Annotated in this window: 20 protein-coding genes; 13 read left to right on the top strand and 7 right to left on the bottom strand. The window is 70.2% G+C overall.

What is annotated here, in order from left to right:
• Nucleotides 1–53 precede the first annotated feature (53 nt).
• From OOK07_RS17530 to OOK07_RS17510, 5 genes are all read right to left on the bottom strand, one after another.
• The gene (locus OOK07_RS17530) at nucleotides 54–1,730 is read right to left on the bottom strand and encodes a penicillin-binding transpeptidase domain-containing protein (protein ID WP_266681282.1); all 1,677 of its coding nucleotides are present in this window, start codon (nucleotides 1,728–1,730) and stop codon (nucleotides 54–56) included.
• Nucleotides 1,731–1,822: 92 nt separating this feature from the next.
• Entirely contained in the window at nucleotides 1,823–3,454 is a 1,632-nt protein-coding gene (locus tag OOK07_RS17525) for a penicillin-binding transpeptidase domain-containing protein (RefSeq protein WP_266681280.1), read from the bottom strand.
• Between the two features lie 187 nt (nucleotides 3,455–3,641).
• Nucleotides 3,642–3,956 carry a hypothetical protein gene (locus tag OOK07_RS17520; RefSeq protein ID WP_266681278.1) on the bottom strand — a complete coding sequence of 105 codons (315 nt, stop codon included), beginning with the start codon at nucleotides 3,954–3,956 and terminating at the stop codon, nucleotides 3,642–3,644.
• Nucleotides 3,953–4,459, bottom strand: a complete 507-nt coding sequence (locus OOK07_RS17515; RefSeq protein ID WP_266681276.1) for a DUF6232 family protein — start codon at nucleotides 4,457–4,459, stop codon at nucleotides 3,953–3,955. The genes OOK07_RS17520 and OOK07_RS17515 overlap by 4 nt, the downstream gene beginning before the upstream one ends.
• A 114-nt stretch (nucleotides 4,460–4,573) precedes the next feature.
• Nucleotides 4,574–6,316, bottom strand: coding sequence for a dolichyl-phosphate-mannose--protein mannosyltransferase (locus OOK07_RS17510; RefSeq protein WP_266797312.1), 1,743 nt, complete (start codon nucleotides 6,314–6,316; stop codon nucleotides 4,574–4,576).
• 110 nt (nucleotides 6,317–6,426) lie between these two features.
• Here OOK07_RS17510 and rsmI point away from each other — a divergent pair, with 110 nt between their 5' ends.
• From rsmI to OOK07_RS17460, 10 genes are all read left to right on the top strand, one after another.
• Nucleotides 6,427–7,287, top strand: a complete 861-nt coding sequence (gene rsmI, locus OOK07_RS17505) for a 16S rRNA (cytidine(1402)-2'-O)-methyltransferase (RefSeq protein WP_266681272.1) — start codon at nucleotides 6,427–6,429, stop codon at nucleotides 7,285–7,287.
• A 244-nt stretch (nucleotides 7,288–7,531) separates the two neighbouring features.
• Nucleotides 7,532–7,945: a hypothetical protein gene (locus OOK07_RS17500; protein WP_266681270.1), complete on the top strand. Its 414-nt coding sequence runs from the start codon at nucleotides 7,532–7,534 to the stop codon at nucleotides 7,943–7,945.
• 46 nt (nucleotides 7,946–7,991) lie between these two features.
• Complete coding sequence (locus tag OOK07_RS17495; protein ID WP_266797310.1) at nucleotides 7,992–8,891, top strand: TatD family hydrolase; 900 nt, start codon at nucleotides 7,992–7,994, stop codon at nucleotides 8,889–8,891.
• A 174-nt stretch (nucleotides 8,892–9,065) separates the two neighbouring features.
• Nucleotides 9,066–10,574: a resuscitation-promoting factor gene (locus OOK07_RS17490; RefSeq protein WP_406311882.1), complete on the top strand. Its 1,509-nt coding sequence runs from the start codon at nucleotides 9,066–9,068 to the stop codon at nucleotides 10,572–10,574.
• 35 nt (nucleotides 10,575–10,609) lie between these two features.
• The gene (gene rsmA, locus OOK07_RS17485; protein ID WP_266681266.1) at nucleotides 10,610–11,548 is read left to right on the top strand and encodes a 16S rRNA (adenine(1518)-N(6)/adenine(1519)-N(6))-dimethyltransferase RsmA; all 939 of its coding nucleotides are present in this window, start codon (nucleotides 10,610–10,612) and stop codon (nucleotides 11,546–11,548) included.
• The gene (locus tag OOK07_RS17480; protein ID WP_266681264.1) at nucleotides 11,545–12,444 is read left to right on the top strand and encodes a 4-(cytidine 5'-diphospho)-2-C-methyl-D-erythritol kinase; all 900 of its coding nucleotides are present in this window, start codon (nucleotides 11,545–11,547) and stop codon (nucleotides 12,442–12,444) included. Before rsmA ends, OOK07_RS17480 begins: the two co-directional genes overlap by 4 nt.
• Nucleotides 12,445–12,546: 102 nt before the next feature.
• Nucleotides 12,547–14,349, top strand: a complete 1,803-nt coding sequence (locus OOK07_RS17475; RefSeq protein WP_266681262.1) for an ABC-F family ATP-binding cassette domain-containing protein — start codon at nucleotides 12,547–12,549, stop codon at nucleotides 14,347–14,349.
• Nucleotides 14,350–14,542: 193 nt separating this feature from the next.
• Nucleotides 14,543–16,393: a BamB-related PQQ repeat family beta-propellar protein gene (locus tag OOK07_RS17470; RefSeq protein WP_266681260.1), complete on the top strand. Its 1,851-nt coding sequence runs from the start codon at nucleotides 14,543–14,545 to the stop codon at nucleotides 16,391–16,393.
• A gap of 70 nt (nucleotides 16,394–16,463) precedes the next feature.
• On the top strand, nucleotides 16,464–18,272 hold the full coding sequence (locus tag OOK07_RS17465) for a BamB-related PQQ repeat family beta-propellar protein (protein ID WP_266797308.1): 1,809 nt from the start codon (nucleotides 16,464–16,466) through the stop codon (nucleotides 18,270–18,272).
• 246 nt (nucleotides 18,273–18,518) lie between these two features.
• Nucleotides 18,519–19,238, top strand: a complete 720-nt coding sequence (locus OOK07_RS17460; protein WP_266681256.1) for a helix-turn-helix transcriptional regulator — start codon at nucleotides 18,519–18,521, stop codon at nucleotides 19,236–19,238.
• A gap of 83 nt (nucleotides 19,239–19,321) precedes the next feature.
• On the opposite strand, the gene OOK07_RS17455 is transcribed toward OOK07_RS17460, so the two are convergent.
• The gene (locus OOK07_RS17455) at nucleotides 19,322–19,678 is read right to left on the bottom strand and encodes a hypothetical protein (RefSeq protein WP_266681249.1); all 357 of its coding nucleotides are present in this window, start codon (nucleotides 19,676–19,678) and stop codon (nucleotides 19,322–19,324) included.
• Between the two features lie 29 nt (nucleotides 19,679–19,707).
• Nucleotides 19,708–21,399 carry a sodium:solute symporter family protein gene (locus OOK07_RS17450; RefSeq protein ID WP_266797305.1) on the bottom strand — a complete coding sequence of 564 codons (1,692 nt, stop codon included), beginning with the start codon at nucleotides 21,397–21,399 and terminating at the stop codon, nucleotides 19,708–19,710.
• Nucleotides 21,400–21,590: 191 nt separating this feature from the next.
• Between OOK07_RS17450 and galT the strand changes: the two genes are divergently transcribed.
• The 3 genes from galT to galK are packed head-to-tail and all read left to right on the top strand — an operon-like array spanning nucleotide 21,591 to nucleotide 24,804.
• Nucleotides 21,591–22,673 (top strand): galactose-1-phosphate uridylyltransferase, encoded by a 1,083-nt coding sequence (gene galT, locus OOK07_RS17445; RefSeq protein ID WP_266681245.1) that lies wholly within the window; start codon nucleotides 21,591–21,593, stop codon nucleotides 22,671–22,673.
• On the top strand, nucleotides 22,673–23,650 hold the full coding sequence (galE, locus tag OOK07_RS17440; RefSeq protein WP_266797303.1) for a UDP-glucose 4-epimerase GalE: 978 nt from the start codon (nucleotides 22,673–22,675) through the stop codon (nucleotides 23,648–23,650). The genes galT and galE overlap by 1 nt, the downstream gene beginning before the upstream one ends.
• A complete protein-coding gene (gene galK, locus OOK07_RS17435; protein WP_266681241.1) occupies nucleotides 23,650–24,804 on the top strand; it encodes a galactokinase in 1,155 nt (384 codons plus the stop codon). The genes galE and galK overlap by 1 nt, the downstream gene beginning before the upstream one ends.
• The last annotated feature ends 4 nt before the right edge of the window (nucleotides 24,805–24,808 follow it).

Genomic DNA, 24,808 nt, shown 5'->3' with positions numbered 1-24,808 from the left:
CAGCCGCCGGCCGCTGATCAGCCGCGATCCTCGGCTCAGCCGCGATCCTCGGCTCAGCCGCCCATCCTCAGCAGCGCCGCCACGATCGGACCCGCCGTGTCGCCGCCGTGTCCACCCGCCTGGACCACGCCCGCGGCCACGAGGTCACCGCGGAACGCCGTGAACCAGCCGTTGGGCTTCTTCTGGCCGTCGACCTCCGCCGAACCCGTCTTCGCGCCGTAGTTCGGGCCCAGGCCCGCCATCGCCTTGGACGCCGTGCCGTACGCCGCCGTGTACTGCATGACCTCCTTCAGCTCGGCCTGCGTCTTCGACGACATCGTGCGCGAGGCCTTCGCCAGCGTGCGGTTGTCCACGCTCGGGGCGACCAGGTACGGCTGGTGGAAGGTGCCCGCCTCCACGGTGGACGCCACCGACGCCATGTTCAGCGGGTTCATGCGCACACCGCCCTGCCCGATCAGGGAGGCGCCCATCTGCGCGCCGCTCTGCACCGGGACGGCGCCGTCGAAGGTCGGGACACCGATGGCCCAGTTGTTCATGCCGAGGCCGTAGACCTGCTGGGCCTCCTGCGTCAGGTCGCCGTTGGACAGCTTCGGCGCGAAGTTGATGAAGGCGTTGTTGCAGGAGGCCCCGAAGGCCAGCTTGAACGTGCCCTTCTTGATCTCCGAGTCGTCGTCGTTGTGGAACGTCCAGCCGGCGAGCTTGTACGTCTTGGGGCACGGGTGCGAGTCGTCGGGGTGGACGAGGTCCTTCTCGAAGAGCATCGTCGACGTCACGATCTTCATCGTGGAGCCCGGCGCCAGGGAGCCCTGGAAGGCGACGTTGAAGCCGTGGGAGGTGTTGGCGACGGCCAGGATCTCGCCGGTCGAGGGGCGCATCACGACCGCGGACGCCCTCGCCTGCTTTGCCACCTGCTGCTCGGCGGCCGCCTGCAGCGTCGGGCTGAGCGTCGTCTTCACCGAGCCGGGCGTGCCTTTGCTGAGGGCCAGCAGCGTCTTGTCGGAGTACTTGGCCTTCTGGGACTCCTTGCCGCGCAGCACGCGCAGTTCGATGCCCGCCTTGCCGCCGGCGGTCTTGCCGTACTTCTCCCGCAGTCCGTCCAGGACCGGGCCCAGTGACGGGTACTTGGCGGCCGTCAGCTCGCCGCCTGCACGGTCGTACGCCTTGACCGGGGGCGTCCCGGACTCGCCGGTGACCAGGGTGTCCCCGTCCCTGAGGTCGGGGTGGACGACGGAGGCGTGCCAGTCGACGTACGGCTTGCCGTCCGTCCTGCTGCGCACGACCGTCAGCGAACTCTCGTACGTGAGCGGCTTCTTGGTGTCCTTGTACGACACCGTGCCCTTGACGGAGAAGGGGACCGTGTCGCCGGTGCGGGTGCCCGCGGTGAGCGTGACGCCCGTGATGTGGGCGTCCTTGGTGTAGCCGGTCAGCAGGGCGGTGGCCCCCGCCGAGTCGTTCGTGACGGCGGCCGCCTTCGTCACCTTGCCCTGCTGCCAGGCCGCCAGGAAGCCCTGGGCCGCCGTCTTCACCTCGGCCGCGGACAGCGGGCCGGTCTTGATGGCCTTGTGGTCGGCGCCCGCGGACGACGTCGCCGTCCTGTCGTCGGCCGCTGCCCCGCCGCCGTACAGCGCGTAGGCGCCGAAGCCGGCGCCGCCGATCACCACGGCGATCATCCCGCCGACCACGGCGGGTTTGGTCTTCCGTCGCTCGGCGACGCGCCTTCTGTTGCCCACTGCTCCCAAGCCTCCGCGGTTCCAGGGTCCCCGTTGCCCTCATCCATCCCAACGACGCCAACAGCCTAGAGTCCCGTCCTGCACGGGTGACTTCAGCCGCCACTCCGTAGCACAGCTGCGACAATCGGGCCGGCCGCGTCGATGCCGTGGCCGCCGTCCTGGGTCATGGCCGCTGCGGCGATGTCGTTGCGGTAACCCGTGAACCAGCTGTTGGACCTGGACTGTCCGTCGACCTCGGCGGAACCGGTCTTCGCGCCGACGGTGCCGCTCAGGCCCGCCATCACGCCGGCTGCCGTGCCGCTGGTGGCGGTGCGGTTCATCATCGCCCGCAGCTGGGCGACCGTACCCGCGGACAGCCCCTGGGCGGTGGCGAGTTCGCGGTCGTCGAGCTTCGGCGAGACGATGACCGGCTGCCGGAAGGCGCCCGTCATCGCGGTCGCCGTCACCGACGCCATGTTCAGCGGGCTCAGCTGCACCTGGCCCTGGCCGATCATGTTCGCCGCCGTGTCCGGGCCGCCGGAGGCCGGGACCGAGCCGTCGAAGGACGGGATGCCGGTCTTCCAGTTGTCCCGGCCGAGACCGAAGCGGTTCTGCGCCTCGTTCGTGAGGGAGTCCACCTTTACCTCGTCCGCGTACTTCACGAACGCCGTGTTGCAGGAGCGGGCGAAGCTCTCGGAGAGGGTGGCTTTCCCGTTCGGCTGCATGCCCTTGAGGTTGTGGAAGGTCTGGCTCTGCCACACCGCCTCGTTCGGGCAGGGGGCCGGGCCGTTCATGCTGGTGATGCCGTTGTCGATGAGCGTGGCCGCGCTGATGATCTTCATCGTGGAGCCGGGGGCCAGCTTGCCCAGGAACGCCGCGTTGAAGCCGTCTTCACGGTGGTTGGCGACCGCCAGCACCTCACCGGTGCTCGGCTTGAGGGCCACCACGGACGACTCGGCGTACTTCCTCACCGCCGTCTCGGCCGCCGCCTGGGCGCTCGCGCTGAGCGTGGTCCGCAGCTTGCCCGGCCTGCCCTTGGCCAGCGTGAGCAGCGTCGTGTCGGCCGAGCCCTCGGCCTCGTGCCGGACGGACAGCTCCACACCGGGCGTACCGCCCGAGGTCTCGCCGTACTTGGCGCGCAGTTCGTCAAGGATCGGGCCCAGCGACGGGTACTTCTCCTTGGTCAGTACGGCGCCGCCCCGGTCCACGGCCTCGATCTCGGGGTTCGCCGACTCGCCGGTGACCAGCGTGTCGCCCTTGCGCAGCTGGGGATGGACGACGGACGGCTGCCAGTCGACCAGCGCCCGCCCGGTGGTCTTGCCCCGCACCACCGTCAGCTCGCTCTTGTACGTCAGGGGCTTGGATCTGCCCTCGTACGACACCGTTGCCCTGACCGTGAAAGGGATCGTGGCGCCGCTCGCGGTGCCCGGCGTGATCTTCACGCCGGTGATGTGCGCGTCCTGGCCGTAGGCGGTCAGCAGCGGTTCGGCCGCCGCGTCGTTGTTCGTGTACGTCGCCGCCTCGGCCGCCTTCCCCTGCTCCCAGGCCGTGAAGAACTTCGCCGACGTCTGCTTGATCTCGCCGCTGCTGGGCGGCCCGGTCCTCACCGGCGCCGGCCCGCTCGACCCCGAACCCCCGCCGTCGCCGTCCAGGGCGGACACGATGTTGAAGGCGCCGTAGCCGGCCCCGCCGACCATCACGGCGAACACGCTGCCGATGACAGCGGTTCTGACCCCCCTGCTCATGGTTCCCCTCCCCGTACCCCGTTGTGTGGTGTGCGGGACCCTCCCGGACCTTTTCTGAACGTGTTCAAGAGGGGTCCCGCACGGGCACACTACGCGGCGGAGGTGTCGGATGGGGCGCGAGTTCCCCGATTGGTGGGCCTCACCGGAGGCCGGCCGGCAGGCCTCACCGGAGGCCGACCGGCAGGCCTCACCGGAGGCCGGCCGCCTCCACCAGGCTGTTCACCGCGCTCACGACGGGGGCACCCACCTCGCCGACCAGGGCGGCGATTCCGGCGATCGAGGCCAGTGCCCGGCGCAGCCGTCCCCGGTCCTGCGTCCCGCCGGCGCGGAGCACCTCGACGGAGGTGTCGAAGACCTGGCGGTCGCTCGCGGGGACCTGTTCGCGCAGTGCCAGCGCCGCCTCGACCAGCTGGACCAGTGCGGCCTGCGGGCTCGCGGCGCCCTGGTTCTTGATGATGCCGATGTTGCCGTCCCCCCACTGCATCACCGAGTCGCCGCTCATGTGGTCACCTTTCCGACGTTGTGGTCGCCGTACTGGTAGATGCTGTCGCCGCTGATGTTGTACGTCGGCATCTGGTAGTGGAACTGGACCTCCGGGTTGTCCATCGCCTCCATCAGCTGGTGGAAGAGCTGGTCCATCAGCTTCTTGTCGTCGCTGGTCAGCGCGGTCTGCGGAGTTCCCGACGTGGTGATCTGCAGGACGTACAGCGTCGGCGCCTCCAGCACTTTCTGCAGTTCGAGCCAGCCGCGGAGCGCGAGGCCGAGCGCGACGAGGACGATCACGATGCCGACCACCGCCGACGCCCCCGTGAGCCCGAGGCCGAAGAGCAGCACGACGGCCTGGATGATCGCGCCCTTGATGAACTTCGACCGGGCCGCGGCGCGATTGGGTACCAGTTCCCGCATCGACGTGCGCGCGATGTTGCGCAGTGGATAGGTGTCAGACCCGATCCACAGAGCACCCTTGCTGACGTGCACGTCGGTTATGTTGCGCGAATACGACATGCGTCACTCCCCCCTGTTTTTCCGAAAGAGGAGTTGACGGTATTGAGTTTCTGGGTGTGAAAATTACATAAGATATAAAGTGGCGTTTTTTGGCCGCATTCCAGTCGAATGTGGCTACACCCAGGTGTCCAGCCACATCCTGGATCGCCAGTCGTCGATGGGGATCGCCGTGCCGGTGTACAGCGGCCAGAAGTAGATGAAGTTCCAGGCGATCAGCAGGACCAGCACGCCCGCGCCCGTCGCCCCGGCCACCCGGCGGGTGTCGCTGGAGCCGGGTGGGCCGATGAGCGCGCCGAGCAGCATCGCCACCGCCAGACAGAGGAACGGCACGAAGACGACGGCGTAGAAGAAGAAGATCGTCCGCTCCTGGTACATGAACCAGGGCAGATAGCCGGCCGCGATGCCGCAGGCGATGGCGCCCGCGCGCCAGTCGCGGCGCAGCAGCCAGCGGTAGAGGACGTAGAGGATCGCGAAGCACGCCACCCACCACAGCAGCGGCGTGCCGATCGCGAGGACCTCACGGGCGCACTTCTGGCCCGCGTCGGCAGGGCAGCCGTCCTGGCCGGCCGAGGGGGACTCGTAGAAGTACGAGACCGGGCGGCCGTCGACGATCCAGCTCCACGGGTTGGACATGTAGGTGTGCGGCGAATGCAGGCCGACGTGGAACTTGTAGACCTCGTGCTCGTAGTGCCACAGGCTGCGCCACCAGTCGGGGAACAGCCAGGTCCAGCTGCCGCCCTTGCCGTCGGTGGCGGCCCAGTTGCGGAAGTAGCCGCCGGAGCCGCTCGCGGGGGAGAGGATCCAGCCGGTCCAGGACAGGAGATAGGTCGCGATCGCGACCGGGACCGTGGCCAGGAACGTGATACCCGTGTCGCGCTTGAGCACCGCGCCGTACGGGTGCCGGGCGCCCGCCACCTTGCGCGAGCCGACGTCCCACAGGACCGCCATCACGCAGAAGGCGAGCAGGATGTAGAGGCCGTTCCACTTGGTGCCGATGGCCAGGCCCAGCATCAGGCCCGCCAGCCAGCGCCAGGGGCGCCACCCCAGCCGGGTGGTCTCGGCGATGTGCGGATCCGGGCGGACATGGCCGTCGGCGTCCGGCAGGAGCGCGGCCGCGAGTTTCTCCCGCGCCCTGTCGCGGTCGATGACCAGACAGCCGAACGCCGCCAGCACGAAGAACATCAGCACGCCGTCGAGCAGCGAGGTACGGCTCATCACGAAGGCGAGGCCGTCCACCGCCATCAGCCCGCCGGCCAGACAGCCGAGGAAGGTCGAGCGAAAGACACGGCGCCCGATACGGCACAGCATCAGGACCGACAGCGTCCCGAGCAGCGCCGTCATGAACCGCCAGCCGAAGGGGTCGAACCCGAAGACCAGCTCGCCCAGCCCGATGACGTACTTGCCGACCGGCGGATGCACGACGTACGCCGCGTCCGTCGGGATCGGGACGTGACCGTTCCTGGAGAGGATCAGATCGTTGGCGTTCTTGTCCCAGTTGACCTCGAAGCCGCGGTGGACGAGCGCCCACGCGTCCTTGGCGTAGTACGTCTCGTCGAATATCACCGCCTTCGGGCTGCCCAGGTTCCAGAACCGCATCACGCCCGCCATCAGCGTCACCAGCAGCGGACCGCCCCAGCCCGACCAGCGCGCGATCCGCTCGGCGAGCGCCTTGGGCACGCCCAGGACCTGCCACAACCGCGGGCTGGGCTGCACGTACGGCGGCACCAGGCGCTCGCGTACGTCGCTTCTCGGCGCCGCCGTGTAGCCGAAACGGCGCAGCCGCTGCTGCCACGACGGCCGCTGGTCGTGCGGGTTCTGGCCTTGCCGGGTGTCCGGGGAGGACGCGGTACTGGTCACCGCGCCATCGTAGGGAACGGTGCTGTGTGAGTCCCGTGCATGTGCGGTAACGAGCCGGACGCGTCCGACCGTGTCCCTCCGCACCCGGTCGCCCCTGGGAGGATGGGCAGGTGACTGGAACCCTTGTTTTGGCGGGCACCCCCATCGGCGACGTCGCGGACGCGCCGCCCCGGCTGGCGGCGGAGCTGGCCGGGGCCGACGTGGTCGCCGCCGAGGACACACGGCGGCTGAGGCGTCTGACGCAGGCGCTGGGCGTCACGCCCAAGGGGCGGGTCGTGTCGTACTTCGAGGGCAACGAGTCGGCCCGTACGCCCGAACTCGTCGAGGAACTCGTGAACGGCGCGCGCGTGCTGCTCGTCACGGACGCCGGGATGCCGTCCGTGTCCGATCCCGGGTACCGGCTGGTCGCCGCCGCCGTCGAGAAGGACATCCGGGTCACCGCCGTGCCCGGCCCGTCCGCCGTGCTCACCGCGCTCGCGCTGTCCGGGCTGCCCGTCGACCGCTTCTGCTTCGAGGGGTTCCTGCCGCGCAAGGCGGGGGAGCGCCTGACGCGCCTCAGGGAGGTCGCAGAGGAGCGCCGGACCCTCGTCTACTTCGAGGCCCCGCACCGTCTCGACGACACCCTCGCCGCCATGGCCGAGGTGTTCGGGGCCGAGCGCCGGGCCGCCGTCTGCCGGGAGCTGACCAAGACGTACGAGGAGGTCAGGCGCGGCGGGCTGGCCGAGCTCGCGGCATGGGCGGCCGAGGGGGTGCGCGGTGAGATCACCGTGGTCGTCGAGGGTGCGCCCGAGAGGGGGCCGGGGGAACTCGACGCCGCCGAACTGGTGCGGCGGGTCCGGGTGCGCGAGGAGGCGGGGGAGCGGCGCAAGGAGGCGATCGCGGCGGTCGCCGCCGACGCGGGGCTGCCCAAACGGGAGGTCTTCGACGCGGTTGTGGCCGCGAAGAACGCCGCGTCCACGAGTGGTTCGTGAGGACTTCGTGAAGTCCGCCACACCGCCTCTGAGCAGGGCGCATCTCTCCTGAGCGGGCGCCCCACGGGCAGGCAAAAGACTGTCTTTCAAAGCAAAGCCCACAGGGCTCGCGGGGGCCGGTATGGCAAGGAGAGTCCAAATCGACTCCAACAGTCGACAGCCCTGATGCATTCGCTCCGGCGGAAGCGTCCACTGGTTGAAGGGACGCACCCGTCCCTTTGTCCAGCGGACAAGAGGAGCTGGCATGAGCGAGATCGCAGGGCAGTCCGGCCTCCGCGGAGCGGCGACCGCAGTCGTGCACGAGTCGTATTCCTTCGCCTGCATGCGCTGTGGGCACGGCTGGGAGCAGTCGTACGAGATAGAGCACCACACGGACGTCGAGGGCCACCAGTTCGTGATGTACGTGGCCGACGGCCAGGTCGTGCCCTCACCGCTGTCCAAGCCGACGTGCCACAACTGCGACAGCCATGTCGTACGGATCATGCGGCCGGGGCAGGTCTCGTCCGTGCGCGACGCCGTGCACCCGCAGCAGCGCCGGACGCCCCAGACCGGGCCGGCCGCGGCGCCGGAGCAGGGGGCCGAGGCGGCCGGGGCCGGGCAGCGGGACCACCACTGGCATCTGTCCGATCTCCTGCATCCCTTCCGCAAGGCGAGCTGACAGCTCCCGCAGCCGGGCGGGCATGCCCCTTTCGTAGGATCGGGGCATGCCTTCGAACACCTCCGGCCCCAGCGAGAAGACCGTCGAGAAGAACGGGCCGCCGCTCCCGGAACCCCTCCGGGTGGCCGTCGCCGATTCCCACACCCACCTCGACATGCAGTCCGGCACGGTCGAGGCGGGCCTCGCGAAGGCCGCTTCGGTGGGCGTGACGACGGTCGTGCAGGTCGGCTGCGACGTACGCGGCTCGCAGTGGGCCGCCGACACGGCGGGACGGTACGACGCCGTCCACGCGACCGTCGCCCTCCACCCCAACGAGGCGCCGCGCATCGTGCACGGAGACCCCGACGGCTGGTCCCGGCAAGGTGCACGCGAGCCGGGAGGCCCGGCGGCGCTCGACGAGGCGCTCGCCGAGATCGAGCGCCTGGCCGCACTCCCCCAGGTCAAGGGGGTCGGTGAGACCGGCCTCGACCACTTCCGCACCGGCCCCGAGGGCATGGCCGCCCAGGAGGCCTCCTTCCGGGCCCACATCGAGATCGCCAAGCGGCAGGGCAAGGCCCTCGTCATCCACGACCGCGACGCCCACGCGGACGTGCTGCGCATCCTCAAGGAGGAGGGCTCCCCCGAGCGGACGGTGTTCCACTGCTACTCCGGCGACGCCGAGATGGCTCAACTGTGCGCCCGCGCCGGATACTTCATGTCCTTCGCCGGCAACGTCACCTTCAAGAACGCCCAGAATCTGCGGGACGCGCTCGCAGTGGCACCCCTGGAACTGGTCCTCGTGGAGACCGACGCGCCGTTCCTGACACCGGTGCCGTACCGCGGACGGCCCAATGCCCCGTATCTCATTCCGGTCACGGTGCGCGCGATGGCCGCCGTACGGGGCATCGACGAGGACGCGCTGGCGACAGCCCTCGCCGCGAACACCGCGCTGGCCTTCGACTACTGAGGGTGCCCGGTACATAACCCTCCGGTAACGCGGGGCGGGCTCATCCCGGCCCCGTCGCGACCCTGTGTAGTTGCGTCGCTTTGGAGAGTGACACTCGCTCCGCTAGGTTCTGGTGCCCGATCAGGACCCCTCAGGACCCCTCTGGACCCCTCCGGCCCCCTGGAGCGTGTCAGCGTGAGCAACTCGCAGTACTCGCAGTACTCACAGGATTCGCAGTACGAGACGTATGAGTCGCCCGGCCCGAACCCGGGCTACCCGCCGCCGGAGTACGGCGGTTACGACGTGCACAGCGCCCAGACGCTGGCGTACGGGATGCCCGGGGCACACGAGGACACGTACCGGCCCGCCTACGAGGAGGACACGTACCGGCCCGCCTACGAGTCGGCCCCGCAGGCCGCGATGCCCGGGCCGGCCGAGACGCCCGGGCCGGTGCTTCCGCGGCAGGTGGGGACCGCGACGGGTGCGCTGTCGCCCGCGTCGGCCAGGCCCGCCAGGCCCGCCAGGCCCGCCGCGCCCGCCGTCCGCGCCGAGGCGACCGAAGGAGGCCGAAGGGCCGCGCGCCGGCGTAGGCCCTGGTACATGGAGCGCTCGGACAGCACCGTGCGCCGGCTGCTGCCCCAGGCGCTGGTCGTCGCCTTCCTGGCCGGCGGCACCACCGCGTTCGTCGCCAAGGACAAGGCCGTCGAGCTGACGGTCGACGGCACACCGCGCACCCTGCACACCTTCGCGGACGACGTGACCGAGCTGCTCTCGCAGGAGAGCGTCGAGGTGGGTGCGCACGACGTGGTCGCGCCCGCCCGCGGCACCCCGCTCGCCAGCGGTGACGAGGTCGCCGTGCACTACGGGCGTCCTGTGCGGCTCACCATCGACGGCCACCGGCGCGAGGTGTGGACGACAGCGCACACCGTGCAGGAGGCGCTCGAACAACTCGGGGTGCGGGCCCAGGGCGCGTACATGTCCGTCTCGCGCTCCCAGCCCATCGGGCGCGCCGGGCTCGCGCTCGACGTACGCACCGAGCGCTCCGTGACGATCATGGCCGACGGTCACGCCCGCACCCTCCGCACGAACGCCGCGACGGTGCGCGAGGCCGTCCGGGAGGCCGGCGTCGCCCTGCACGGCGCGGACACCACCTCCGTCCCGGCGGACAGCTTCCCGCGTGACGGGCAGACCGTCACCGTGCTGCGGATCAGGGGCTCCAAGGAGGTCCGCGAGGAGGCGATCCCGTTCAAGGTGGAGCGGACGGACGACCCCCTGCTGTTCAAGGGGACGGAGGTCGTGGAGCGGGCCGGACAGCCCGGTCTGCGGCGGGTCACCTACTCCCTGCGCACCGTCAACGGCGTGCAGCAGAAGCCGCGCGCGACCGACTCGGAGGTGGTGCGCGAGCCGCAGTCCGAGGTCGTGAGGGTCGGCACCAAGCCGCTGCCCACGTCCGTGCACGGCGCCGACGACCTGAACTGGAAGGGCCTGGCGGCCTGCGAGTCGGGCGGGCGGTCGCATGCTGTCGATCCTTCGGGGACCTATGGGGGCCTGTACCAGCTGGATTCCCGTACCTGGCGCAGTGTCGGTGGCAGCGGGCGGCCGCAGGATGCGCCGGCGGCGGAGCAGACGCTGCGTGCGAAGAAGCTGTACGTGCGCCGGGGGGCGAGCCCCTGGCCGCACTGCGGGGTGCGGCTGCGCGGGTGAGCGGTGGCCCCGCGCCGCCCCGTACCCTTGTCGCCGTGAGTACCAGCCCCGCCCCCGACGCCCTCCTGGGCCCCGCCGACGTCCGTGAACTGGCGGCAGCCCTCGGCGTGCGGCCCACCAAGCAGCGCGGCCAGAACTTCGTGATCGACGCGAACACCGTGCGGCGCATCGTGCGCACCGCCGGCGTCCGGCCGGACGACGTGGTGGTGGAGGTCGGCCCGGGGCTCGGCTCCCTCACGCTCGCGCTGCTGGAGGCCGCCGAGCGTGTCACCGCCGTCGAGATCGACGACGTACTGGCCGGGGCGCTGCCCGCCACCGTCGCGGCCCGGATGCCGGAGCGCGCCGAGCGGTTCGCGCTGGTGCACTCCGACGCGATGCGGGTGACCGAGCTGCCCGGACCCGCGCCGACCGCGCTGGTCGCGAACCTCCCCTACAACGTCGCCGTGCCGGTCCTCCTGCACATGCTCGAGACCTTCCCGAGCATCGAGCGCACCCTCGTCATGGTCCAGGCGGAGGTCGCCGACCGTCTGGCCGCCGCGCCCGGCTCGCGGGTGTACGGCGTCCCGTCCGTGAAGGCCAACTGGTACGCCGAGGTCAAGCGGGCCGGCGCCATCGGGCGGAAGGTCTTCTGGCCGGCGCCGAACGTCGACAGCGGGCTCGTCTCGCTCGTCCGCCGGAGCGAGCCGATCAAGACCACCGCCTCCCGGAGGGAGGTGTTCGCCGTCGTCGACGCGGCGTTCGCCCAGCGGCGCAAGACCCTGCGGGCCGCGCTCGCCGGATGGGCGGGCTCGGCCCCGGCGGCGGAGGCGGCCCTCGTGGCCGCCGGAGTCTCGCCGCAGGCGCGCGGGGAGGCCCTCACCGTCGAGGAGTTCGCGCGCATCGCCGAGCACGCCGGGAGCGCGTCGAGCGCCGGGAGCGCCGGGAGCGCCGAGCACGCCGAGCACGCCGAGAACAAGGAGTCCGGGCAGAAGTGAGCGTCACCGTCCGCGTCCCCGCCAAGGTCAACGTCCAGCTCGCGGTGGGCGCCGCCCGCCCCGACGGCTTCCACGACCTGGCCAACGTCTTCCTCGCGGTCGGTCTCCACGACGAGGTGACCGTGACGCCCGCCGGGGAACTCCGCGTCACCTGCACGGGCCCCGACGCCGACCAGGTGCCCCTGGACCGCACGAACCTCGCGGCGCGTGCCGCGCTCGTGCTCGCCGAGCGGCGCGGCATCGAGCCGGCCGTGCACATCCACATCGCCAAGGACATCCCGGTCGCCGGCGGTATGGCGGGCGGCAGCGCGGACGGCGCGGGCGCCCTGCTGGCCTGCGACAGGCTGTGGGGGACGGGTGCCTCCCGGGCCGAACTGCTCGACATCTGCGCGGAGTTGGGCAGCGACGTGCCGTTCAGCCTGGTGGGCGGGGCCGCGCTCGGTACCGGCCGCGGGGAGAAGCTGCGCACGCTGGAGGCCGGCGGAACCTTCCACTGGGTCTTCGCGATGGCCGGCCGCGGACTGTCCACCCCGGCCGTCTTCCGCGAGTTCGACCGGCTGGGGGAGGGGCTCGACATCCCCGAGCCCGTCGCCTCCGAAGAGCTTCTGGACGCGCTCGCGAAGGGCGACCCGGATGCGCTCGCCGCGGCCGTGTCCAACGACCTGCAGCCCGCCGCCCTCTCGCTCTTCCCGGAACTTGCCGGCACCCTCGCGGCCGGCCGCACCGCCGGCGCCCTCACGGCGCTGGTCTCCGGCTCGGGCCCGACCACGGCGTTCCTCGCCCGGGACACGGAGTCGGCGGCCAAGGTGGCGGACGCGCTGAAGACCTCGGGCACATGCCGCACGGTGCGCACGGCACAGGGGCCCGTGCCGGGTGCGACGGTGCTGGGCGGCTGACCGTCCTGAGCGGCTGACGGGGGCCGGCGCCGGGACGCGTGAAAGGCAAGGCGCCCCGCCGACTACCCTGGAAGGTCGATCGACCCCCTGGGCAGGAGAGTAATGGCCGTCAATCTGGTCAATGTCGAGAACGTCAGCAAGGTGTACGGCACTCGTGCCCTCCTCGACGGCGTCTCCCTCGGCGTCTCGGAGGGCGACCGGATCGGGGTCGTGGGGCGCAACGGAGACGGCAAGACGACCCTCATCCGCATGCTGGCCAAGCTGGAGGAGGCCGACACGGGGCGGGTCACCCACTCCGGCGGGCTCCGCCTGGGCGTGCTCACGCAGCACGACTCCCTCGACCCGAACGCCACCGTCCGGCACGAGGTCATCCGGGACATGGAAGACCACGAGTGGGCCGGGAACGCGAAGGTGCGCGACGTGCTCACCGGGTTGTTCGGAGGGCTTGACCTGCCCGGCTTCCCGCAGGGACTCGACACCGTCATCGCGCCCCTCTCCGGCGGCGAGCGGCGGCGTATCGCGCTCGCCAAGCTGCTCATCGAGGAACAGGACCTGATCGTCCTCGACGAGCCCACGAACCACCTCGACGTCGAGGGCATCTCCTGGCTCGCCCGCCATCTGCGGGAGCGCCGGTCCGCGCTCGTGTGCGTGACCCACGACCGGTGGTTCCTCGACCAGGTGTGCACGCGCATGTGGGACGTGCAGAAGGGCGACGTCTACGAGTACGAGGGCGGCTACACCGACTACGTCTTCGCCCGCGCCGAGCGTGAGCGCATCGCCGCCACCGAGGAGACCAAGCGGCAGAACCTGGTCCGCAAGGAGCTGGCCTGGCTGCGCCGCGGCGCACCCGCCCGTACCTCCAAGCCGCGCTTCCGCGTCGAGGCCGCCAACGAGCTGATCGCGGACGTACCGCCGCCGCGCGACAGCAGCGAGCTGATGAAGTTCGCCTCCACCCGGCTCGGGAAGACCGTCTTCGATCTTGAGGACGTCACCGTCCAGGCCGGCCCCAAGGTGCTCCTCAAGCACGTCACCTGGCACCTCGGGCCCGGCGACCGCATCGGTCTGGTGGGCGTCAACGGCGCCGGCAAGACCTCCCTGCTGCGGGCCATGACCGAGGCCGCCCGCAGCGAGGGCGAGATCCAGCCCGCCGGCGGCCGGGTCGTCGTGGGCAAGACGGTCAAGCTGGCCTACCTCTCCCAGGAGGTCGCCGAGCTCGACCCGAGCCTGCGGGTCCTGGAGGCGGTGCAGCAGGTGCGCGAGCGCGTCGACCTCGGCAAGGGGCGGGAGATGACGGCCGGGCAGCTGTGCGAGACCTTCGGGTTCAACAAGGAGAAGCAGTGGACGCCGGTCGGTGACCTGTCCGGCGGTGAGCGACGGCGGCTGCAACTGCTGCGGCTGCTCATGGACGAGCCCAACGTCCTCTTCTTCGACGAGCCCACCAACGACCTCGACATCGAGACGCTGACCCAGCTGGAGGACGTCCTCGACGGCTGGCCCGGCTCGCTGATCGTCATCTCCCACGACCGGTTCTTCGTCGAACGCACCACCGACCGGGTCTTCGCCCTGCTCGGTGACGCCACCCTGCGGATGCTGCCGCGCGGCATCGACGAGTACCTGGAGCGGCGCCGGCGGATGGAGGAGGCGGTCGCCGCCTCGTCGCCGGTCGTGGAGAAGGCCGTACCCGAGAAGAGCGCGGCCGGCCAGCGCGCCGCGAAGAAGGAACTCCAGAAGATCGAGCGGCAGCTCGACAAGGTCTCCGAGCAGGAGTCGAAGCTGCACGCCCAAATCGCCGATAACGCCACGGACTTCGCAAAAGTGGCCCAACTCGACGCCGAGCTGCGGGACTTGACCGGCCGGCGCGAGGAGCTGGAGCTGCAGTGGCTGGAACTCGCCGAGGATGCGTGAAGGGTGCGTGAAGGCGCATAACGGCGGTATCACGGGCCGGTTCTCCCTTGGGTACAGGGCGTGAACCGGCCCGGTGCGTTGTCGGCCCCGAGTGATACAAAGAGCCGTCTGAGAACTTTCTGAGTACGACTCTGGGTCCATCACGTACCTCAGGGCGTGGCTAAAAATCAGTGAACGAGGGGGAGACGCGCTGATGACTCAGCCGCCCAACCAGCCGCCCAACCAGCCGCCGCAGCCCGGTGGTTTCGGAGCGCCGCAGAACCAGCCGCAGGGCGGTTTCGGAGTTCCGCAGACCCCGCCGCCACCCCAGGGCCCGCCCCAGACGCCGCCGCCCCCACAGGCCCCGCCGTCCGGCGCCCCGCAGCCCGGCTACGGCTACCCCCAGGCACCCCAGGCCCCCCAGCAGCCCGGCTCGTACGGCCAGCAGCCCGGCCCGTACGGACAGCCCGGCCCCTACGGTCAGCAGCCGGGTCAGCCGGCGGCCCCGTACGGTCAGCCCGGCCCCTACGGTCAGCCCCAGCAGCCCGGTCCGTACGGCCAGCAGCCCGGTTACGGCTACCCGCAGCCGCAGTACCCCGGCGCGCCCGGCACCCCGCCGCCCGGCCCCGGCTCCAAGAACCCCTTCAAGGGCAGGCCCGTGCTCGTCGTCGCGGCGGTGGTCGCCGCGCTGGCCGTCATCGGCGGCACCGTCTTCGCCGCGACCAGCGGGGGCGACGACGGCAAGAAGAAGCCGGTCGCCGAGAAGAGCGACGACTCCAAGGCCTCCCCGTCCGATGCTCCGGTGAACCCCGGTGACGGCACCGGCGACGGCGCCTCGGACGCCGAGAACCTCAACGAGGGCCGCCAGGCCGGCGAGTCGAAGGTCCTCTGGTACAAGGAGGCGCCGGACGCGCCCGGTTCCGGCGCCGACGCCCCCGGCATGTGGATCACCGACAAGGCGGCGGTGAAGGCGGCGTACAAGCAGGTCTTCGCCTACAACGTGGGCGACGGCAAACCCACTTGGGCCCCGGTCACCTTCCCGCAGAAGATCTGCGCGGTCACCAGGCAGCAGTCGGCCGACGACAAGGTCGTGGTGGCCTACGAGAGCGGCACCAGCGATCGCGCCAGGTGCAACCAGCTTCAGCAGATCGACCTGAACACCGGCGAGAAGGGCTGGAAGACCCAGCTCACCGACGGTGCGCTGTTCGACAGCACCATCACCGTCTCCCTGTCCATCACGGGCAAGACGCTGATGGTGGGCCGCTCGCAGTCCGGAGTGGCGTACGACGTCGACTCCGGCAAGAAGCTCTTCGACAAGAAGAAGTACGGCGACTCGTGCTTCCCGACCGCGTTCGCGGGCGGCAGCAGGCTGCTGTCCGTCGCCTCCTGCGACGCCACCGGATCGAACGAGCACGACGAGATGCAGCAGCTCGACCCGGCCACCGGCAAGGTCAAGTGGACGCAGAAGTTCGACAAGGGCTGGACGGTGGCGCGCACGTACTCCGTCGACCCGCTGGTCGTCTACAGCACCAACGAGGACAAGAAGGCGTGGAACATCTCCACGTTCAACGCGAACGGCACCTTCCGCTCGCAGGTGAGTTTCGACGAGAAATTCGGCCCCCAGTGCGGCTGGGCGATCCTCTCGCGTGACCTTCAGGGCTGCCAGGGCGTGGCCTCCGACTCCAGCACCCTCTACCTGCCGACCGACGCCACGACCGGCGCCAACGAGATCGTCGCGATCAACCTCGCGAACGGCAAGGAGAAGTGGCGGGTCAAGTCCCCCGCGGACGAGTCGATGCTGCCGATCAGGGCCGAGGGCGGAAAGCTCATCGCGTATGTGGAGCCTTCTTACGACGCGGGCGGCCAGGTCGTGTCGATCGCGACCGGCGGATCGAGCCACAAGCCGGTGAAGCTGCTGCAGAACCCGGCAGGCGTCGCGGAGATCGAGAACGGCTTCTTCTCCAAGGACTTCGACTGGGTCGACGGGCGCTTCTACCTCTCGACCACCCGGCTGACCGGCAATGACGAGGCGAAGGAGAAGCTGATGCTCGCCTACGGCAAGTGACTCCTCCCTCTCTTCCTTCGCTCCAGCAGCCCCCGCCGCCCGGCCGCCACGCTTCGAGGTAACGCACACGATGACCCAGCCACCGCCCCCGCCGCCCAACCAGCCCCCGCAGCAGCCCGGCTTCGGCCCGCCTCAGGACCAGCCGCCGCAGCAGCCCGGCTTCGGCGCCCCGCAGCAGCCGGGCTACGGCTACCCGCAGGCACCCCAGGCTCCGCAGACACCCCCTCCGCCGCCTGGGCAGCAGCCCGGTTACGGCTATCCCCAGGCGCCGCAGCAGCCGCAGCCGCCGCAGACGCCCCCGGGCTACGGCTACCCCGGCCAGCAGCCGAACCCGTACGGACAGGCCCCGAACCCCTATGGCCAGCAGCCCGGTTACGGCTACCCGCAGCCCTCCATGCCGCTGCAGCCGCAGGCCGGGCAGCCCGCGGGCGGGCGGGGGCTCAGCACGCAGACGACCATCATCGTCGCGGCGGTCGTCGCGATCGCGCTGATCGTCGGCGGCGGCATCTGGTACGCCTCGTCCGGCAAGGGCGACGACAAGAAGCACGACACCGCGAGTTCGAGTGGCGGCACCGGCGGGAAGGACGGCAAGGGCGACACCGGCGGGTCGTCGGCCAAGGGCGACGAGAAGGTGCCCGCGAACCCCGGCTCCCATGTCCTGTTCCAGGTCCCGGAGCCCAAGGTGGACGACAGCACGGTCGTGGCGGGTTCGTGGCTCACCGACAAGGCCTACGTCAAGAGCGGCGTCGCCGAGATCAACGGCTACGACCCGGAAAAGGGCACCAAGCTCTGGACGATCGCGCTGCCCGGCCCGGTGTGCGAGGCCAGTTCGCACACCACCGAGGACAACAAGACGGCCATCGTCTTCCAGCCGAAGATGCCGGCGAAGAACAGCTCGGCGGGCTGCAGCCAGGTCGCGGCGATCGACCTGGACGCGGGCAGGAAGCTGTGGACGAAGACGGTCAACTCCGGTGACCGGCCGATCAGTCTGGACAACGTGACGGTCAGCGCGAACACCGTCGCCGCGGGCAGCAGCAGCGGAGGCGCCGCCTGGGACGTCACCTCCGGCAAGTCCCTGTGGGCCCCGAAGCCCACGGACACCTGCTACGACGCCGGTTACGGCGGTGGCGAGAAGCTGGTCGCGGTGCGCAAGTGCGGTTCCTACGACCAGCGTCAGCTGCACATCCAGACCATCGATCCCAAGTCCGGGAAGGTGATCTCGGAGTACAAGATGACCTCGGGCATCGAGTACGCCTCCGTGGTGTCGACGAACCCGCTGGTGGTGGCCGCCGACGTCGGCGACAGCGCGGGCGACGGCAGCGGCATCTCGGACTTCTTCTCCATCGACAACAAGACCGGCAAGCTGATCAACCGGATCTCGGCGCCGGGCGACCAGTTCGCGGCCAAGTGCGACGGCATCACGAGGGTCGAGGCGTGCACCGGCATCGCCGTCGGCAACGGCCGGCTGTACATCCCCACCGAGGAGCACGACGGCACCGGGGAGTACAGCCAGACCAACGAGATCGTCGCGTTCGACCTGGCCACCGGCAAGCAGACCGGCCAGCGCGCGGACGCGGGCGACGGTTACACGATCACCCCGCTGCGCATGGACGGCGCCAACGTGATCGCGTACAAGCGCCCGCCGTACGACAAGGGCGGTCAGATCGTCAGCATCGACGGCGGCTCCTTCAAGGAGACGAAGCTGCTGCAGAACCCGGCGACGGAGTCGGTGCGCGACGTGGAGACGAGCATGTCCCCGGAGTACTCCGAGATCATCTATGCGCAGGGGCACCTGTACATGTCCGGGGTCTACGCCGACAAGCCGTCGGGCGCCGGCGACAAGGAGTACCTGGCGATCGCGTTCGGCGCCGGCGCTTGAACCCGCGCGACAGCCGTGCCACGGCCCCGTCCCTGCTCAGGGGCGGGGCCGTGGGCGTCGTGGCCGTCACCCTCGACATCAGAAATTCCGTCGATCCGGGGCACTTCTCACCGGTAGGGGGAGCGCATCGTCGAACAAGCGTGTAGCTTCCGGGGGCATGGAGAGCGGGGGAGCCGGGGGGGCTTTCGTCCGCGCGGACCAGTGGGCATCCGTGGTGATCCATTGGGGGGACTGGGGGGTTGCTCGATGGGAGTGCGGCTCATGGTGGTCGACGACCACCGACTGCTCGCCGAGGCGCTGGCCTCGGCCTTGAAGCTGCGGGGGCACCGGGTGCTCGCTGCGGCGGCGCCTGCCGCGGGCGCGGCGGAGCTGGTGATCACCCGTGCGCCGGAGGTCTGTCTGCTGGGGACGGCGACACCGGCCGAGCCGGGCATCTTCGATCCGGTGGTGAGGATCAAACGGGAGCGTCCGCAGGTCGCCGTCGTGGTCCTGGGCCCGGTGCCGAGCCCGCGCGGCATAGCCGCCGCCTTCGCCGCGGGCGCCTCGGGCTACGTACGCCATGACGAGCGCATAGAGGGTGTCGAGCGCGCGATCATGAAGGCGAGGGCGGGTGAGGCGGCGGTGGCCCCGCAGCTTCTGCAAGGAGCCTTCAGTGAACTCCTCAACCCCGCCGCCCAGCCCGACGACGAGGGCCAGCGTCTGCTGCAGATGCTCACCCCGAGGGAGGTCGAGGTCCTGGTCCGGGTCGCCGACGGCGAGGACACCCGCCTGATCGCGGCCGGCATGGGCATCGCCCCGTCCACCGCCCGCACCCACGTCCAGCGCGTCCTGATGAAACTAGGTGTCGGCTCCCGCCTGGAGGCCGCGGCCCTGGCGGCCCGCACCGGTCTGCTGGACCGAGCGGGCCCGCTGACACACACGGCGACGCCGGTGACGCACGCGGAAGCGGGACCAGAAGCCCTTTGACCTCCGGGGGGAGGTGTGGGGGTCCCGGGGTGGGTGGGGACGGGGCGGGACCGGAGGCGGTGAGCTCTCCGGCCCCGTGGCCGTCACTCCGGGCGTGGGGCCGGGGCGTCGTCCTCCTGTCCCGGGGCGGCCGCCGGTGTCGGCGGAGGGGTCGGGCGCAGCTTCAGCCAGGCCAGGAAGAAGATGCCGAGGAGCAGCATGGCGATGCCGGTCCACAGGTTGATGTTGACGCCCTGGGCCTTGTCGATCGCGGCCTGGTCGTCGGTGATGCCGGTGATCGTGACGATGACGCCGTACAGGACGAACAGGCCGCCGATGATGCGGCGCAGGTCGAAGATGCGGGCCGCGGTCGCGGACTTCTCCTGCAGCTCGGTGACCTCGCGCTGGACGTCCTTGTCGGAGTACCCGGAGTATCCGGAGGGTCCGGACTGATCAGTCATGGTTTTCCAACTCCCCAGTCAGGATGCCATCAGAGCGAGAACGGGATGTAGCAGGCGGCTGCGATGACCACGGCGCCCCAGCCCAGCAGGGCCGGCTTCCGGTACCAGGCGTCGTCGCCGGCGGCGGGCGGTTCCTGCATGCCGGGTGAGGTGGTGCCGTAGACCAGACCCTCCAGTTCCTCGGCCGGTTTCGGCTCGGTGAACAGGGACACGGCGACCATCACCACCGCGCCGGCGACGAAGCCGACGATCGCGGAGACGAAGTTGGCGCCCTGGTCGGTGGGGATGTCGATGATGCCCTGCTTGTAGATCCAGAAGTAGTTGACCATCGCCGAGACCGTGCCGGCGAGCAGGCCCCAGAAGCCGGACTTGACGGAGGCGCGCTTCCAGAACATGCCGACGATGAAGACGACGAACATCGGCACGTTGAAGAAGGAGAACAGCGTCTGGAGGTAGCTCATGATGTTGGAGAACGACGACGCCAGGAAGGCCGTGCCGACCGAGGCGCAGACGCCGACCACCGTGATCAGGCGGCCGAAGCGCACGTAGTACGCGTCCTCGCGGCCCTTGACGATGTACCGGCCCCAGATGTCGTTGGTGAACACCGTGTTGAAGGACGACACGTTGGCCGCCATGCCCGCCATGAACGCGGCCAGCAGACCGGTCACGGCGATGCCGAGAACGCCGTTGGGCAGCAGTTCCTGCATCAGGTAGGGGATCGCGTCGTTGTACTGGTAGCCGGAGTCGGGGGTGCCGAACTTCGGCACGAGCGCGGCGGCGACCAGGCCCGGGATCATCACCAGGAAGACGATGAAGATCTTCGGGTACGCGGCGATCAGCGGGGTGCGCCGGCCGGCGGAGAGGTTCTTCGCGGACAGGGCGCGCTGCACCTCGGCGAAGTTGGTCGTCCAGTAGCCGAAGGACAGCACGAAGCCCAGGCCCAGGACGATGGTCAGCCAGTTGGCGCCGAGCGGGTTGGGGCTGCCGATACCGGTGCCGCCCCAGGCGGTGGTGAAGTTCGCGCCGTGGGTCGCGGTGAGCTTGTCGGTGAGGCCGCCCCAGCCGCCGACCTTCTTCAGGCCCAGCACCACGATCGGGATGAGGGCTGCGAGGATCACGAAGAACTGCAGCACCTCGTTGTAGATCGCGGACGACAGACCGCCGAGGGTGATGTAGGCCAGCACGAAGGCGCCGGCCACCACGATCGCCACCCACTGCGGCCAGCCCAGCAGTGCCTCGACGACGATCGCGAGGGCGTACAGGTTCACACCGGCGATCAGGATGGCGGCGAACGCGAACAGGATCGAACTGAGCAGATGTGCCCATTTGTCGAAGCGCAGCAGCAGCATCTCGGGGACCGAGCGCACCTTGCTGCCGTAGTAGAAGGGCATCATCACCAGGCCGAGGAAGACCATGGCGGGGATGGCGCCGATCCAGTACCAGTGCACGGTGTAGGCGCCGTACTGCGCACTGTTCGCGGCCATGCCGAGGATCTCGGTGGCGGCCAGGTTGGCCGAGATGAAAGCGAGACCGGTGATCCAGGCGGGCAGGGAGCGCCCGGAGAGGAAGAAGTCGAGGCTGGTCTTCACCGACGCGCGGGCGGCGAAGCCGATGCCGAGGACGACTGCGAAGTAGATGCCGAGGATCGTGTAGTCGAGCCAGTTCGTGGGGAGTCGTAGCTCGGCGGCCAGCTGCATGGCCGAATATGTGGGGGTTTGCATAAGAACTCGCTTCGTCGCGTGAACTGATCCAGAGCGGAAACTACGCCTTGGTGTTCAGTGATTGAACACTTCTGCTGATGGTCTTTGTTGGATTGTGATGTTGACGGATGTGAGGGGTCGTGTTCCAATGTGTTTGGTTATGTTTGATGAGTGAGTAGCTGGGCAGTAGTGGCTCGGATAGGGAGTCCGCAGTGAAGAAGACCTCGACCCGCCTGGCCGACGGTCGCGAGTTGATCTATTACGACCTGCGCGACGACCACGTGCGGGACGCGGTGGACAAGCGCCCGCTCGAGCGGACCGTCACCACCTCCGAGATCCGCCGCGACCCGCTGCTCGGCGACGCGGTCGCCATCGCCTCGCACCGCCAGGGCCGCACCTACCACCCGCCGGCCGACGAGTGCCCCCTGTGCCCCTCCCAGGGCGACCGTCTGAGCGAGATCCCGGACTCGTCGTACGACGTGGCCGTCTTCGAGAACCGGTTCCCCTCCCTGGCCGGCGACTCGGGCCGCTGCGAGGTCGTCTGTTTCACCTCCGACCACAACGCGTCCTTCGCCGACCTGACCGAGGAGCAGGTGGCCCTGGTCCTGGAGGCATGGACGGACCGGACGTCCGAGTTGTCGCATCTCCCCTCCGTGGAGCAGGTGTTCTGCTTCGAGAACCGGGGCGCGGAGATCGGAGTGACGCTCGGACATCCGCACGGCCAGATCTACGCGTACCCGTTCACCACCCCCCGCACCGCACTGATGCTGCGTTCGCTCGCAACTCACAAGGAGGCAACGGGCGGTGAGAACCTCTTCGACTCCGTCCTGCAGAGCGAACTCGCCGGGGAGCGGGTCGTCCTGGAGGGTGAACACTGGGTGGCGTTCGTGCCGTTCGCCGCGCACTGGCCCTACGAGGTCCACCTGTACCCGAAGCGCCGCGTGCCCGATCTGCTCGGTCTCGACGAGGGGGCGCGCACAGAGTTCCCCAAGGTCTATCTGGAACTCTTGAGGCGCTTCGACCGGATCTTCGACGGGCCCGGTGGAGGGAAGGAAGACGGGAACGAGTCCCTCACGCCGTACATCGCGGCCTGGCACCAGGCCCCGTTCGGCGCCCTGGAGGACTTCGAGGGCGTCAACCGCGACGACTTCGCGCTCCACCTCGAGCTTTTCACCATCCGCCGAACCTCCGGCAAGCTGAAGTTCCTCGCGGGTTCCGAGTCCGGCATGAGCGTGTTCATCAACGACGTGCCGCCGGAGCGCGCGGCCGAGCGACTGCGAGAGGTAGCGAGTTGATGAGCGGTAAGTACCTGGTGACAGGCGGCGCGGGTTACGTCGGCAGTGTGGTCGCCCAGCATCTGCTGGAGGCGGGCCACGAGGTCGTCGTGCTGGACAACCTCTCCACGGGCTTCAGGGAGGGCGTCCCGGCCGGTGCCGCCTTCGTCGAGGGCGACATCCGCGACGCCGCCAAATGGCTGGACTCCTCCTTCGATGCGGTCCTGCACTTCGCCGCGTTCTCGCAGGTCGGCGAGTCGGTCGTCAAGCCCGAGAAGTACTGGGACAACAACGTCGCCGGCACCATGGCGCTGCTCGGCGCGATGCGCGAGGCGGGCGTCCGCAAGCTGGTCTTCTCCTCCACGGCGGCCACCTACGGCGAGCCCAGGGAGATCCCGATCGTCGAGTCGGCGCCCACCTCGCCGACCAACCCCTACGGCGCCTCGAAGCTCGCCGTCGACCACATGATCACCGGCGAGGCGGCGGCCCACGGCCTGGGCGCGGTCTCGCTGCGCTACTTCAACGTGGCGGGCGCCTACGGCAGCCAGGGCGAGCGCCACGACCCCGAGTCGCACCTGATCCCGCTGGTGCTGCAGGTCGCGCAGGGCAGGCGGGACGCGATCTCCGTCTTCGGCGACGACTACCCGACGCCGGACGGCACCTGCGTGCGTGACTACATCCACGTCGCGGACCTCGCCGACGCCCACCTGCTCGCGCTGAAGGCCGCCACCCCCGGCGAGCACCTCATCTGCAACCTGGGCAACGGCGAGGGCTTCTCGGTCCGTCAGGTCATCGAGACGGTCCGGCAGGTCACCGGCCACCCGATCCCGGAGGTCGTGGCCCCGCGCCGGGGCGGCGATCCGGCGGTCCTGGTGGCGTCGGCCGCCACGGCCCGCGAGAAACTGGGCTGGAACCCGTCCCGCGCGGACCTCGCGGGGATCGTCGCGGACGCGTGGCAGTTCGCGCAGCACATCGCAAGCACGACCAGGGAGCAGTAGTGGGTGCACAGCAGGTCCGGGAAGGCTTCGCCGCGCTGTACGGAACCGAGCCGGAGGGCGTCTGGTCGGCGCCCGGCCGCGTCAACCTCATCGGTGAGCACACCGACTACAACGACGGCTTCGTGATGCCCTTCGCGCTGCCGCACACCGCCGTCGCGGCCGTCTCACGGCGCGAGGACGGTGTCCTGCGCCTGCACTCGGCGGACGTCGAGGGCGGGGTCGTGGAACTGCGTCCAAACGCCCTGGCCCCGGAGTCGGACCGCGGCTGGACGGCGTACCCGGCGGGCGTCGTCTGGGCCCTGCGCGAGGCCGGCCACCCGGTGAGCGGCGCGGACGTCCACCTGTCGTCCACGGTGCCGTCCGGCGGGGGCCTGTCGTCCTCGGCGGCCCTGGAGGTCGTGGTGGCCCTGGCCCTGAACGACCTCTACGAACTGGGCCTGCAGCGCTGGCAGCTGGCCCGTCTGTGCCAGCGCGCCGAGAACGTCTACGTCGGCGCGCCCACCGGCATCATGGACCAGACGGCGTCGGCGTGCTGCGAGGAGGGCCACGCGCTCTTCCTCGACACCCGCGACCTCTCCCAGAAGCAGATCCCCTTCGACCTGGCGGCCGAGGGCATGCGGCTGCTGGTCGTCGACACGCGGGTCAAGCACGCCCACAGCGACGGCGAGTACGGCAAGCGGCGCGCGGGCTGCGAGACGGGCGCGGCGCTGCTGGGCGTCGACGCCCTGCGGGACGTGCCGTACGCCGGACTGGACGCGGCGCTGGCGCGGCTGGGCGACGAGGAGGAGGTCCGCCGTCTGGTCCGCCACGTCGTCACCGAGAACCACCGGGTGGAGCAGGTGGTCTCCCTCCTGGAGTCGGGCGAGACGCGGGCGATCGGCCCGGTCCTGGTCGAAGGCCACGCCTCCCTCCGCGACGACTTCCGCATCTCCTGCCCGGAGCTGGACCTGGTCGTCGACACGGCCCTCGCGTCCGGCGCCCTGGGCGCCCGGATGACCGGCGGCGGCTTCGGCGGCTCGGCGATCGTCCTGGCGGAGGCGACCGACGTGGACACCATCACCAAGGCGGTCGAGGAGGCGTTCGCCTCCGGCGGCTACACGGCTCCGAGGGTGTTCGAGGCGGTGCCTTCGGCAGGTGCCCGGCGCTTGAGCTGAGCTG

Source organism: Streptomyces sp. NBC_00078, assembly GCF_026343335.1.
Classification (GTDB): domain Bacteria; phylum Actinomycetota; class Actinomycetes; order Streptomycetales; family Streptomycetaceae; genus Streptomyces.
Note: the sequence above shows the minus strand (reverse complement) of the source record. Positions and strands in the feature narration are given on the sequence as shown.

Coding starts and splice junctions, on each gene's coding strand:
- OOK07_RS17525 (WP_266681280.1), bottom strand. CDS start 3,454: ATGAGCAGGGGGGTCAGAACCGCTGTCATCGGCAGCGTGTTCGCCGTG.
- OOK07_RS17520 (WP_266681278.1), bottom strand. CDS start 3,956: ATGAGCGGCGACTCGGTGATGCAGTGGGGGGACGGCAACATCGGCATC.
- OOK07_RS17515 (WP_266681276.1), bottom strand. CDS start 4,459: ATGTCGTATTCGCGCAACATAACCGACGTGCACGTCAGCAAGGGTGCT.
- OOK07_RS17500 (WP_266681270.1), top strand. CDS start 7,532: ATGAGCGAGATCGCAGGGCAGTCCGGCCTCCGCGGAGCGGCGACCGCA.
- OOK07_RS17495 (WP_266797310.1), top strand. CDS start 7,992: ATGCCTTCGAACACCTCCGGCCCCAGCGAGAAGACCGTCGAGAAGAAC.
- OOK07_RS17475 (WP_266681262.1), top strand. CDS start 12,547: ATGGCCGTCAATCTGGTCAATGTCGAGAACGTCAGCAAGGTGTACGGC.
- OOK07_RS17470 (WP_266681260.1), top strand. CDS start 14,543: ATGACTCAGCCGCCCAACCAGCCGCCCAACCAGCCGCCGCAGCCCGGT.
- OOK07_RS17465 (WP_266797308.1), top strand. CDS start 16,464: ATGACCCAGCCACCGCCCCCGCCGCCCAACCAGCCCCCGCAGCAGCCC.
- OOK07_RS17460 (WP_266681256.1), top strand. CDS start 18,519: ATGGGAGTGCGGCTCATGGTGGTCGACGACCACCGACTGCTCGCCGAG.
- OOK07_RS17455 (WP_266681249.1), bottom strand. CDS start 19,678: ATGACTGATCAGTCCGGACCCTCCGGATACTCCGGGTACTCCGACAAG.
- OOK07_RS17450 (WP_266797305.1), bottom strand. CDS start 21,399: ATGCAAACCCCCACATATTCGGCCATGCAGCTGGCCGCCGAGCTACGA.
- galE (WP_266797303.1), top strand. CDS start 22,673: ATGAGCGGTAAGTACCTGGTGACAGGCGGCGCGGGTTACGTCGGCAGT.